Annotated in this window: 13 protein-coding genes and 2 pseudogenes; 8 read left to right on the forward strand and 7 right to left on the reverse strand. The window is 65.3% G+C overall.

Going from position 1 to position 11,524, the window contains the following annotated elements; translation table 11 throughout:
* The first annotated feature begins 44 nt into the window (after positions 1-44).
* Positions 45-473 carry an acyl-CoA thioesterase gene (locus tag NW75_RS06915; RefSeq protein ID WP_033964438.1) on the forward strand — a complete coding sequence of 143 codons (429 nt, stop codon included), beginning with the start codon at positions 45-47 and terminating at the stop codon, positions 471-473.
* Between the two features lie 179 nt (positions 474-652).
* Here NW75_RS06915 and NW75_RS06920 read toward each other — a convergent pair whose 3' ends face one another.
* From NW75_RS06920 to NW75_RS24340, 6 genes and pseudogenes are all read right to left on the reverse strand, one after another.
* Positions 653-1,441 (reverse strand): crotonase/enoyl-CoA hydratase family protein, encoded by a 789-nt coding sequence (locus NW75_RS06920; protein ID WP_033964439.1) that lies wholly within the window; start codon positions 1,439-1,441, stop codon positions 653-655.
* A pseudogene (locus NW75_RS06925) lies at positions 1,438-2,972 on the reverse strand (acyl-CoA synthetase). The gene NW75_RS06920 and the pseudogene NW75_RS06925 overlap by 4 nt, the downstream one beginning before the upstream one ends.
* 12 nt (positions 2,973-2,984) lie before the next feature.
* On the reverse strand, positions 2,985-3,614 hold the full coding sequence (locus NW75_RS06930) for a winged helix-turn-helix domain-containing protein (RefSeq protein ID WP_156142984.1): 630 nt from the start codon (positions 3,612-3,614) through the stop codon (positions 2,985-2,987).
* A 41-nt stretch (positions 3,615-3,655) separates the two neighbouring features.
* Complete coding sequence (locus tag NW75_RS06935; protein WP_137902674.1) at positions 3,656-4,558, reverse strand: transposase; 903 nt, start codon at positions 4,556-4,558, stop codon at positions 3,656-3,658.
* Positions 4,558-5,340: a hypothetical protein gene (locus tag NW75_RS22775; RefSeq protein ID WP_156142985.1), complete on the reverse strand. Its 783-nt coding sequence runs from the start codon at positions 5,338-5,340 to the stop codon at positions 4,558-4,560. The genes NW75_RS06935 and NW75_RS22775 overlap by 1 nt, the downstream gene beginning before the upstream one ends.
* A gap of 117 nt (positions 5,341-5,457) precedes the next feature.
* Positions 5,458-5,616 (reverse strand): hypothetical protein, encoded by a 159-nt coding sequence (locus tag NW75_RS24340; protein ID WP_156142986.1) that lies wholly within the window; start codon positions 5,614-5,616, stop codon positions 5,458-5,460.
* 184 nt (positions 5,617-5,800) lie between these two features.
* On the opposite strand from NW75_RS24340, the gene NW75_RS06945 reads away from it, so the two are divergent.
* On the forward strand, positions 5,801-6,250 hold the full coding sequence (locus NW75_RS06945) for a PaaI family thioesterase (protein WP_033964440.1): 450 nt from the start codon (positions 5,801-5,803) through the stop codon (positions 6,248-6,250).
* Entirely contained in the window at positions 6,250-6,627 is a 378-nt protein-coding gene (locus NW75_RS06950; RefSeq protein ID WP_033964441.1) for a PaaI family thioesterase, read from the forward strand. The genes NW75_RS06945 and NW75_RS06950 overlap by 1 nt, the downstream gene beginning before the upstream one ends.
* Positions 6,628-6,644: 17 nt before the next feature.
* On the opposite strand, the pseudogene NW75_RS06955 reads toward NW75_RS06950, so the two are convergent.
* Positions 6,645-7,575: pseudogene (locus NW75_RS06955) on the reverse strand (PQQ-dependent sugar dehydrogenase).
* Positions 7,576-8,064: 489 nt separating this feature from the next.
* On the opposite strand from NW75_RS06955, the gene rimP reads away from it, so the two are divergent.
* From rimP to NW75_RS06980, 5 genes are all read left to right on the forward strand, one after another.
* A complete protein-coding gene (rimP, locus tag NW75_RS06960; protein ID WP_405052971.1) occupies positions 8,065-8,649 on the forward strand; it encodes a ribosome maturation protein RimP in 585 nt (194 codons plus the stop codon).
* Entirely contained in the window at positions 8,649-10,259 is a 1,611-nt protein-coding gene (nusA, locus tag NW75_RS06965) for a transcription termination factor NusA (protein WP_033964442.1), read from the forward strand. The genes rimP and nusA overlap by 1 nt, the downstream gene beginning before the upstream one ends.
* Positions 10,259-10,489: a tautomerase family protein gene (locus NW75_RS06970; RefSeq protein ID WP_033964443.1), complete on the forward strand. Its 231-nt coding sequence runs from the start codon at positions 10,259-10,261 to the stop codon at positions 10,487-10,489. Before nusA ends, NW75_RS06970 begins: the two co-directional genes overlap by 1 nt.
* Positions 10,490-10,558: 69 nt before the next feature.
* The gene (locus NW75_RS06975; RefSeq protein ID WP_033964444.1) at positions 10,559-11,311 is read left to right on the forward strand and encodes a DUF448 domain-containing protein; all 753 of its coding nucleotides are present in this window, start codon (positions 10,559-10,561) and stop codon (positions 11,309-11,311) included.
* The coding region (locus NW75_RS06980; protein ID WP_033964445.1) for a translation initiation factor IF-2 associated domain-containing protein at positions 11,308-11,524 on the forward strand (217 nt) is incomplete at its 3' end. The genes NW75_RS06975 and NW75_RS06980, both read left to right, overlap by 4 nt.

Consider the following 11,524-nt stretch of genomic DNA (forward strand, 5'->3'; position numbering starts at 1 on the left):
CCCCCGAACCCCTCCCGCAAGCGGGAGGGGAATAAGGAACCTTCATGCCCCGCCCTGCCCCCCATCGCCTCGACCCCGCCAGCTATCCGCACCGCGAGACGATCCAGACGCGCTTCCAGGATCTCGACGTGCTGGGCCATATCAACAATGTCGCGATGGCCGGTCTGTTCGAAAGCGGCCGCGTGCGCTTCAACCGTGCGATGAACTTGACCGGATGGTCGGGCCATCGCTGGCTCGTCGCCAAGCTCGAGATCAATTATCTGGGCGAGGGCTTCTTCCCCGACGATGTCGAAATCGCCAGCGGCATTGGCGAGATCGGCAAGCGGAGCTGGAGCATTCTCGCCGCCGCCTTCCAAAAGGGCGAATGCATCGCCACCGCCGATGTGGTGCTGGTGATGAGCGCTAGCGGCGGCCTGACCGAACTGCCCCCGGAATTCCGCGCCGGGCTGGAGGCGCACCGCATTCGCGCTTGAGGGGTGGTGCACACGGCATCCCCCTTCCGTAGAGGGGAAAGCCGCCCCCTTCCCCGTTCGCCCTGAGCCTGTCGAAGGGCACCTCTCCCCCCGCGATCGCTGCGGCCTGAGGAGAGCGGGGCTTCGACAAGCTCAGCCCGAACGGAATTTGAGGGGGGCCTACCTAAAGGAAATCGCCCCTAATCCGCGTCGTGGAACACCGCCGGGCGCTTCTGGATGTTGGCGGCGACTTGCTCCATCATCGGCGGCTGACCGATCACCGCGACCTGCTCGGCGGTTTCGGCTTCGAGCATCGCCAACGGATCGGCATCGAACGCCATGTTGCACAGGCGCTTGGCCCCACGGATCGCATTGGGGCTCTTGGCGGCGATATCGTGCGCCAGCGCCAGCGCCGCGGCGTGCGGATCCTCGGCAATGCGTGTGATGAAGCCGTGGTGCAACGCTTCCTCGGCATCGAATTCGCGCGCGGTGTAGATCAGTTCGCGCAGTACGTCGTCGCGCACCAAGCCACGCCAGATCGGGAAGCCCGCCATATCGGGCACCAGCCCCCAATAGAGTTCGCGGATCGAAAAGCGCGTGCCCGGTGCCGCGATGCGGATGTCGGCACCCGACATGATCTGGAACCCGCCGCCAAAGGCCACGCCATGCACCGCCGCGATCACCGGCACCGGCAGGTTACGCCAGCCCCAGGTCACATGCTGCGGCAGGATCGCGCCCTGCGCGTTGCGGTCGACGCGCGACAGGCCGGATCCACCGCCCGCCATGCTGGTCATGTCGAGCCCCGCGCAAAACGCCTTACCCTCGCCCGACAGCACCACCGCGCGCACATCCTTGCGGGGAGCGAGCGCGTCGATCGCGGCGCCAATCCCCTCGAACATCGCCGGGTCGATCGCGTTCATCTTGTCGGCGCGGGTGAGCCGCACATCGGCGATATGGTGCGTGATGGTGGTCGTGACGCGGTCGTTCATACGATCTTACTCCCGGTTTCGCCCCAATAACGGTCGCGAAGCAGCCTTTTGTACAATTTTCCGGTGGCATGGCGCGGCAATTCCGCCGCGAAATCGATCTGGCGCGGGGTTTTTACGCCCGACAGTTCGGCGCGGCACCACGCGGTCAATTCCGCCGCCAATGCCTCGCCCGCCTCGGCCATGTCGACCGGCTGCACCACCGCCACGACACGCTCGCCCATTTCGGGGCACGGTCCGCCGATCACCGCGACATCGGCGACGCGCGGATGCGTGATCAGCCGGTTTTCAATTTCCTGCGGATAGATGTTCACCCCGCCCGAGATGATCATGAAGCTCTTGCGGTCGGTCAGGTAGAGATACCCCTCATCATCGATCCGCCCAATATCGCCGAGCGTCGACCAGCCGCGCGCATTGCGCGCCTCGGCGGTCTTGGCGGGATCATTATGATATTCGAACGCGCCGCCGCCCTCGAAATAGACCAGTCCCTCGGCACCCGGCGGCAAATCCTCGCCCTGCTCATCGCAAATGTGCAGCACGCCGTACGCCGCCTTGCCGACCGAACCCTTGTGCGTCAGCCATTCGGGCGAGGCGATCGTGGTCAGGCCATTGCCCTCCGATCCCGCATAATATTCGTACAGCACGGGGCCCCACCAGGCGATCATCGCTTCCTTCACCGGCACCGGGCACGGCGCGGCGGCATGGATCGCGACCTTGAGGCTCGACAGGTCATAGCGCGCGCGAGTCGCTTCATCGAGCTTCAGCATCCGCACGAAATGCGTCGGCACCCATTGGCTGGCGTTGACATGATAGCGCTCGATCGCGGCAAGCGCGCGTTCGGGGTCGAAATGCTCCATCATCACCACCGTACCGCCCAGACGCTGCACCGTCATCGACCAACGCAAAGGGGCGGCATGATAGAGCGGCGCGGGGCTGAGATAGATGCTGTCGGGGCCAAGGCCATACAGCCCGCGCGCGAGCATTTCGAGCACGGTCGCGCCGGCAATATCGGGGTCTTCGGGCAACGCGACCCGCACGCCCTTGGGGCGTCCTGTGGTGCCGGAGGAATAGAGCATGTCGATCCCCGCACGCTCGTCGGCGATCGGCGTATCGGGCATCGCAGCTACAGCACTCTCCCACGCTTCCCAGCCCTCAATGGAACCCCCGACCGAAAACGTTCGACATCGCCGGGCAGCCCCGCCGCCACGTTCGCCAGACTGGCAGACAGCACGATCAGCGCCGCCCCCGAATCGCGCAGGATATAGTCAACTTCCGGAGCGGTGAGCTTGGTCGAGATGCACACGAAAAACAGTCCGGCGCGCTGCGCACCCCAGGCGATGTCGTAAAATTCGGGCGTGTTCTCCAGGCACAAGGCGATCGTGTCGCCAACCTTCAACCCGCGCGCACGGAACACATGCGCCGCGCGATTGGACCGTGCGTCTAGCGCGCCGAAGCTGATCGTCTCGCCCGTCTCAGCGACGATCAGTGCGGGTTTCGCGGGATCGGTCCGCGCGTGAACGCTCGGGTGCGACATATCAGGGCCCTCTCACCGGCTATTTCGTTTCGTTTTGAAACGCGAAGCTATACCGCGTTTTTCCGGCACGGCAAGGCGGTAGCCCACGCCCTTTTCGGTGTGCAGCAACGGTGCCGCGAATCCCCGATCCAGCTTGGCCCGCAACCGTGACACATGCACCGCAACGACATTGGTGCCGGGATGAAAATCCAGCCCCCACACCGCCCGCCGCAATTCGTCGTGAAGCACCACTTGCCCAGCATGTTCGGCCAGATGCAGCAGCAGGCGATATTCGCGCGGCAATAAATCGAGCGTATGTCCCGAGCGCAAAACGCGACGCTCGACTCGATCGATTTCCAACGCGCCAAGCCGAAGCCGCCCCGGCGCACGCCGCACCAGCGCCGCCAACCGCGCGGCGATCAGCGCATCGCTGGCCGACGATGCAACCGCATCATCGGCACCCGCGTCGATCGCGGCCGCCACCGCTGCGTCGTCCCCTGCAACCACCACGAGCATGGGGATATCGGCTACCCAGCCCGTCCCGCGGAGGAACTGCACCCCGGCGCGCGCGGACGATCCATCCGCCACGAAATGAAGGCCGCGCTTCGCTGCCTCCACACCAAGTCCGGGACGGTGCGGGCCCAAGGCCAGAACGGGTTCCACCGCTCCTGTTTAGCAGCCGCCAAATGCGCAAATGCTGTGCTTTAAATCCGTTTTGGACCCAAAAGGGCTTGCCGAGCATAGCCCGCGACATAGCCATCGGGATCGCCCAGACCGCGTGCGAGCACTGCGCGCCGCTCCGCCTCCCCGGCGTGGCGCGAAGCCAGCGCCCGCAGCGCCGTCACGCGCATGCGGGGAGCGGGGTGACGCGTCGCCAATTCATCAGCGAGCGCCACCCCATGCTCGCCCGCCAAATGCACCGCGAGCGCGACCAACGCCTCGGAAGGGGCCGTGGTCAGCCCCTCGGCAATCGTGCCTCCCGTCACGTCGAAGCGGAATTGGTCGCACCATGGTTGAGCGCGGTCGTAAGCAAGGATATTGAGCGACACCGACAAGCTGTCGGGCGGCAATTGCCGGTGTACGTCGCGCCGCGCGCGATACAGCAACACCTTGCCCGGTTCGAGCCGCGATCGCTCGACAAACCGCAGGCCCGCGACTTCGCCGGGCAAGCCGGTCACGGCATCGACGTCATAATCGTAATAATCGCTCCAATAGCCCGGCCCCTGATAGCCGACGGTCAGGAACGAGAAATTATGGTCGTGCGGCAGATCGTAGAAGAACGGCGCGGTGCCGCTCGCGCGCACAACCGCATCGTTGCGGGCCGGCCAGAAATTGGCACGCAACACATAACGGCCATTGGCCGGCCGCAACAGGAACACCTGCGCACCATAGGAATTGCCGTTCGACTGCCCCGAACAGCGGTCCTCCAGTTCCGCAATCACGAGATCGGCCAGGAAGTCGCGGTTGCGCCCGAGCCGCGCCAAAAGCGGCCCCAGAGCTGCAAGCGAATCCTCGTCGCGGGCATCGAACAGTGTCTCATCGAGCGTCGCGACCAGATCGTCGAGGCCGATCGCGTCGCCGTCACCGGGATCGAGCAAGCGCGGCATCAGGCAGCGATTCGCTCTTCAACCAGCGCCAATGTCGCGGTCGCCGCCGCGCGCACCTCGGCATTGGGGTCCGCCTCCGCCATTTCCCGCAGGCGTGGCAACGCCGCGCGCGTGTCGATCGCCAGCCACTCGCGCATCGCGCCCCACCGCAGGAAGAAGGCGGGGTCGCGTGTCGCGGCGGCGAAGCGCTCTTGCGCTCCAGGGCGTTGCGCCAGGCGGAGATAGGCGAGCAACATCTGCGTGCGCGCGGCCCGATCGTCATTGGTCGCTACGCGCACCAAGGCACCCGTCTCGATCGCATATTCGCGTGCGTAAGGGGCCGTTTCAGTCCGGATCGTTGCGTTGAGCGTCACCACATCGCTCCGCGCGCCGTCGATCAAATGGCCGCGCGTGCGTCCGTCCAGACGCACCACCGCGCCATCGCGCAGCACAAGATCTGGGGCGGCGCTGCACGGTCGCGCCGTCGCCGCCGAGAAATCCGGGCCCATCGGCTCGGCATCCCACAACCGCAACCGTGCCTCTCCGGCACGGACATACCGCGTCAAGGTCAGGCGTCCCGGCACCACCACCGTTTGCGGCGGAGGCAAAACCGCCAACGCGTCCGCCGACAGCACCGTCGCTGCAATGGAGACGACCGGGTTTTCGAACACCACGGTCCCGATCCGCAGGCCATCGCGCGCGACGCGAAAGGGAGGCTCGAACCATGGATCGTCGCTCAAAGCAGCGACAAGCGGCGCGATCAGCGCACCGACCCAGCCCGTATCGGCTAGCACCGCGACCACCGCATCCTCCACCGCCGGGACAGAGAATGCTGCCTCCAGCGCACGATACGGCTCGCTCGCCCGAAACGGGCGGCGGCGGCAAAAGACCGTGCCGCCGCCGCATCGAGCGCGCTGCGCTCAACCATTCGGGTAGATTTCATAGATCAGGATCGCGACACCTATGATGTAGTCAAACACATCATCGCCAACCAATTCGAGGGTGCGGATCGCTCCGCTGGTGCCGATCTGCGTTCCAAGATCTACGATCTGGTTGATGTCGAGGTTAAAGATATCCATCGCGCGCCTCCCTTTTGTCCATCAACAATGCGCCGGATCGACCGGCCATCCGATGCTAAGCGCGCAGAGGCACAGTCGAGGAGTTAATTCGGTGTAATATCGCGGGGTGACCGCCCCCACACTCTTTCGGCGCGTCCACCAACGCGCTTGCGCCGGTGCTGCATTGCAGTACATCGCGAGCACAATGACGCCCGAGACCTTGCCGCCTTTCGATCCTCAGCGCTTCATTCGCCATGGCGTGGGCGGGCATGGCGGCTTGCTGAAGCTCAGCTATCACGCGCACGGCCCCGATTGGGTAGAGTTGAAGCTCCCCTATCAAGCTGCGCTGATCGGCGACCCCGACCGCGGCGTGCTCGCCTCCGGCCCGATCCTGACGATGATGGACATGGCGACCAGCCTGGCGGTGTGGACCCGGCTCGGGCGCTTCCGGCCGCATGCGACGCTCGATCTGCGGATCGATTATCTGCGCCCCGCGACGCCGGGCAAAACGGTGGTCGGGCACGGCGAATGCTACCGCATCACCCGCTCGATCTCATTCGTGCGCGGGCAGGCGCATGATGGCGATCCGACCGATCCGCTGGCCCATGTCGCTGGCACCTTCATGTTCACCGACGCCCCGGCGGAGCGCGCGTGATGTTGCCGCCCTATGCCGAACTGCTCGGTATCACGCTTGCCGATGCAGCGGATCCGACCCTGTTGCTGATGCCCAGCGCCGACACGCTGCTTGGGCGGCCGGGCTATTTGCACGGCGGTGCAATTGGCGGATTGCTCGAGATGGCAGCGATCGTCGCCTTGCGGTGTGCGTTGGCGGAGGATGGCGGCGGCCAGATCAAGCCGATCAACGTGACCGTCGATTATATGCGCGGCGGCCGCGAAAAGCCGACCTTCGCCCGGGGATCCGTCACCCGACTCGGCGGCCGCGTCGCCAATGTCGAGGCGACCGCCTGGCAGGACGACGCGGACAAACCGATCGCCGCCGCGCGCATGAACTATCTGATCGTACGCGCCTAAACGACCTCGACGCGGGGTCACCCTTTCGGCGTCAGCCGCACCAAGGCCCCGTCATCCTCCAACAGCCAGATCGCGCCATCGGGGGCCTGGGCGACGTCACGGATGCGCGCGCCATCGCCCATTGCTCCTCGGCCTTGGCGGTGTCGCCAGACACCGAGACGCGGATCAGCGCCTCACCCGACAACGCCCCGATCAGCAGATTGCCGCGATAGTGCGGAAACATCGCGCCCGAATAGACGATCATCCCGCCCGGCGAGATTGACGGATTCCACCACAATTTGGGTGCCTCGAGATCGGGTCGCTGGGATGATCGGGGATCATCTTGCCGCTATAATTGTCGCCGTTCGAAACGATCGGCCAACCATAATTGCGCCCCGGCAGGATCAAATTGAGCTCGTCTCCGCCCTTCGGCCCCATCTCCTCTTCCCACAAATGCCCGTCGGCGGTGAACACCATGCCGTAAGGGTTGCGGTGGCCGGTGCTCCACGTTTCGGCGCGTGCGCCGCCCGCTTTGTAATCCGGATTGCCCGGCCACGCCTTGCCATCGAGCGTCAGGCGGAGAATTTTGCCAAGCCGCTGCTCGGGGTCCTGAGCGGGGGTAAAGCGCTGACGCTCGCCCGACGACAAATAGAGCGACTGGCCGTCGGGCGCGAACAGAATATTGGCACCGAACTGCCCGCCGACCCCGTCCGAACCCGCGCGCCACAGCACCTGCACATTGACCAAGGCGGTCCCGCTGAACTGTCCGCGTGCCAGCGCCAGGCTGCTCCCGCCGGTGCGCGGTTCGGAATAGCTGATATAGACCAGCTTGCTCGTCGCGAAATCGGGCGCGAGCGCGATATCGAGCAGCCCGCCCTGCCCCTCGTTCAGCACCTTCGGCACGCCGCCGATGTCGGCGACCGTGCCGTCCGGGTGCCGCCATTTGATCTTGCCGGCCTTCTCGGTCACCAGCGCCGATCCGTCGGGCAGGATCGCAATCGCGAACGGGTCGGCGAACTGGCCGATCTTCTGTATCGCGAAGGGCGGCGTAGTCGCGGCGAGATTGGCGCGGCCGGTGGTCGCCGGAACGTTGGGAACCGTCGCATCGGGCGCATTGTCAGGAAGCGTGGTCACCGGCGGCGCGCTGGGCGAGGGCGTTGGGGTTGCCGGATCGCCCGGTGACGCCACCGGCGGCGTGGTGCTGCTCTGCTGCGGCTGGGCCGAACAGGCAGTCGTGGCGACGAAGGCGATAACGAGCGGCAGACGCGACGACAGCATGAACACTCTCCGGTTTTTCAAAAGCACTACCGTCGTCCCCCCTGAGTTGTTCCGCCACGCAACGGCGTGACATGCAGGATGGCTTGCCAGCGCCGCTCTACGCGCTTATACGACGCATATTCTCTACATCGCCAGGTGAAGAGGCTGGAGCCACCCGGTTCCGGCAGCGAAGACCTTTGCATGGGACATATCTTGGCCGACAAGCCCGACCTGACTGCGCTGATCGCCCCCGAAGCCGCTGCGCTCGGCTTCGATCTTGTGCGCGTGAAGCTGTTCGGCGGCAAGGGCGACCTGACCCTGCAAGTGATGGCCGAACGCCCCGATACGCGCCAGCTCACGATCGAGGATTGTGCCGATTTGTCGCGCCGTATCTCGGACGTGCTCGACGCGCTGGAGGCCGAGGGTCGCGATCCGATCACCGAGGAATATCGCCTCGAAGTGTCGTCGCCCGGCATCGACCGCCCGCTCACCCGGCTGAAGGATTTCGCCGACTGGACCGGGCATGAGGCGCGGATCGTGCTGGCTGCTCCTATTGAGGGGCGCAAGGTGCTGACCGGGCTGCTCAAGGGCGTCACCGACGACCGCATCACCATTTACGTGCAGAAGCATGGCGAGATGGAGATTACCTTCGCGCAGGTCGGCACCGCCAAATTGTTGCTGACCGACGCGCTGATCGCCGCCACCCGGCCGCTGTCGCTCGACGGCGCAGACGAGATTGAAGACGAACTGGTGCCCGAAGGCACTGAAGACGAAGGACTGAACTGATGGCCACCGCCGTTACCGCCAACCGCGCCGAGCTGATCGCCATTGCGAATGCCGTCGCGACCGAGAAGATGATCGACAAGGGCATCGTCATCGAGGCGATGGAAGACGCGATCCAGCGCGCCGCCCGCGCGCGCTACGGTGCCGAGAACGACATTCGTGCAAAGCTCGACCCCGTCACCGGCGACCTGCGCTTGTGGCGCGTCGTCGAAGTGGTCGAGGCGGTCGACGATTACTTCAAGCAGGTGAACCTGAAGGAAGCGCAGAAGCTCCAGAAGGGTGCCGTCGTCGGCGATTATATCGTCGACCCGCTGCCTCCGATCGAATTCGGCCGCATCGCCGCGCAGGCCGCCAAGCAGGTGATCTTCCAAAAGGTCCGCGACGCGGAGCGCGAGCGCCAGTTCGAAGAATTCAAGGACCGCATGGGTGAGATCATCACCGGCGTGGTCAAGCGCGTCGAGTTCGGCCATGTCGTCGTCGATCTGGGCCGCGCGGAAGGCGTCATCCGCCGCGATCAGCAAATTCCGCGCGAAGTGGTGCGCGTCAACGACCGCATCCGCTCGCTGATCCTCAACGTCCGTCGGGAAAACCGGGGCCCGCAGATTTTCCTCAGCCGCGCCCATCCCGACTTCATGAAGAAGCTGTTCGCGCAGGAAGTGCCCGAAATTTACGACGGCATCATCGAGATCAAGGCTGCGGCCCGCGATCCGGGTTCGCGCGCGAAGATCGGCGTGATCAGCCATGATTCGTCGATCGATCCGGTCGGCGCGTGCGTCGGCATGAAGGGTAGCCGCGTGCAGGCGGTGGTGCAGGAAATGCAAGGCGAGAAGATCGACATCATCCCGTGGTCGCCCGACACCGCGACCTTCGTCGTCAATGCGCTGCAGCCGGCATCGGTCAGCCGCGTGGTGATCGACGAGGAAGAGGACCGCATCGAAGTCGTCGTCCCCGACGATCAGCTCAGCCTCGCCATCGGTCGTCGCGGCCAGAACGTGCGCCTCGCCTCGCAGCTGACCGGCAAGGCGATCGACATCCTGACCGAGGCCGATGCCAGCGAGAAGCGCCAGAAGGAATTCGCCGAGCGCACCGAGATGTTCCAGACCGAGCTCGACGTTGACGAGACGCTGGCACAGCTGCTGGTAGCCGAGGGCTTTGGCGCGCTGGAAGAAGTCGCTTATGTCGAAGTCGACGAAATCGCCTCGATCGAAGGCTTTGACGACGATCTCGCCGCCGAATTGCAGAGCCGCGCGTCCGAAGCGCTCGAACGCCGCGAAGCCGCCAATCGCGAAGAGCGCCGCGCGCTCGGCGTTGAGGACGATCTTGCCGCACTGCCGCACCTCAACGAAGCGATGCTGGTCACGCTCGGCAAGGCCGGGATCAAGACGCTCGACGATCTCGCCGATCTGGCGACCGACGAGCTGATCCAGAAGAAGCGCCAGGAACAGCGCCGCCGCGCCGAGGATGCGCCCAAGCGCGCCGAGGACAAAGGCGGGGTGCTCGGCGAATATGGCCTGAGCGAAGCGCAGGGCAATGAGATCATCATGGCCGCGCGCGCGCACTGGTTCACCGATGAGGAAACCACCGACGCAAGCACGGAGGCGAGCGAAGCCTGATGCCGTTCGTCAGCATCCGCCTTGCCGGCACGGCGACCAAGGACCAGAAGTCCGCCATCGTCGCCGATGTCACCCAGTCGCTGGTACAGCGGCTGGGGAAGAACCCGGCTGCGGTGCAGATCGTGATCGAGGAAGTGAGCCCGGAAAATTACGGGGCGGGCGGGCAATTGATCGCCGACCGTGATGCGCCCAAACCGCAGGAGGACGCTCATGCGGAATCCTCGCAATGACACGCTAGCGGTTCAGACACCGACGTTCGAACTTCACGTTCTCTCCTGCCTGAAAGGGAGGGGAGTGCAATGACCGAAGTCGCGACCACTGACGATCCCACCGGGGCCATCCGCCGCTGCATCCTGCTCGGTGAGCGTGCACCGCGCGAGGCGCTGGTGCGGCTCGCATTGTCGCCCGACGGGCATGTGTTGCCCGACGTGCGTGCCAAGGCACCCGGACGCGGCGCATGGATCGGCGTGACGCGGGCCGAGTTGGAAACCGCGATCACCAAGGGCAAGCTGAAGGCCGCACTCGCGCGAGCATTCAAGACCGGCCCGGTGCTGATCCCCGACGATTTGCCCGCGATGATCGCCACCGCGCTCGAGCGCGCGACGCTCGACCGGCTTGGCCTCGAGGCGCGCACCGGAAATTTGGTGACGGGTGCGGAAAAGATCGAAACCGCAGCGCGTTCGGGCAAGTTGCATCTGCTGCTGCACGCCAGCGACGCCGGTGCCGATGGCAACCGCAAACTCGACCAGGCCTGGCGCATCGGCAACGATGAAGAGGGCAGTTCGCTCAGGGGCTTGGCACTACCGGTCAGCCGCACCATATTGGCCGTGGCCCTGGGGCGGCAGAATGTGGTACATATCGGCCTAACGGAGCGCGATGCGGCGCAGCGGGTGAGCGAAACGCTCGACCGCTGGCTGCATTTTATCGGACCCCACCCCGCCCTCGTGCCTTGCGAAACACCGTCGCAGGGCGCATCGGCGCTTATATCCAACCCAGCGGGAAGTGGCGCTCCCGTTGCGGCTGACGAAGACACATGCGAGGAATTTGAGTGAGCGATACCGACAACGAAAAGCCGAAACTCGGAATGCGTCAGCCCTTGGGGCTCAAGCGCACGGTCGAGACCGGCAAGGTCAAGCAGAGCTTCAGCCACGGGCGGTCGAACACCGTTGTGGTCGAGGTGAAGCGCCGTCGCGTGCTCGGCCCCGGCGGTGCGCCGGTCGAGGCCGCCGTTGTCGAGGATGCGGCTCCGGTCGTACGCGCCGCTC

The organism is Sphingomonas sp. Ant H11, assembly GCF_000797515.1.
Classification (GTDB): Bacteria; Pseudomonadota; Alphaproteobacteria; order Sphingomonadales; family Sphingomonadaceae; genus Sphingomonas.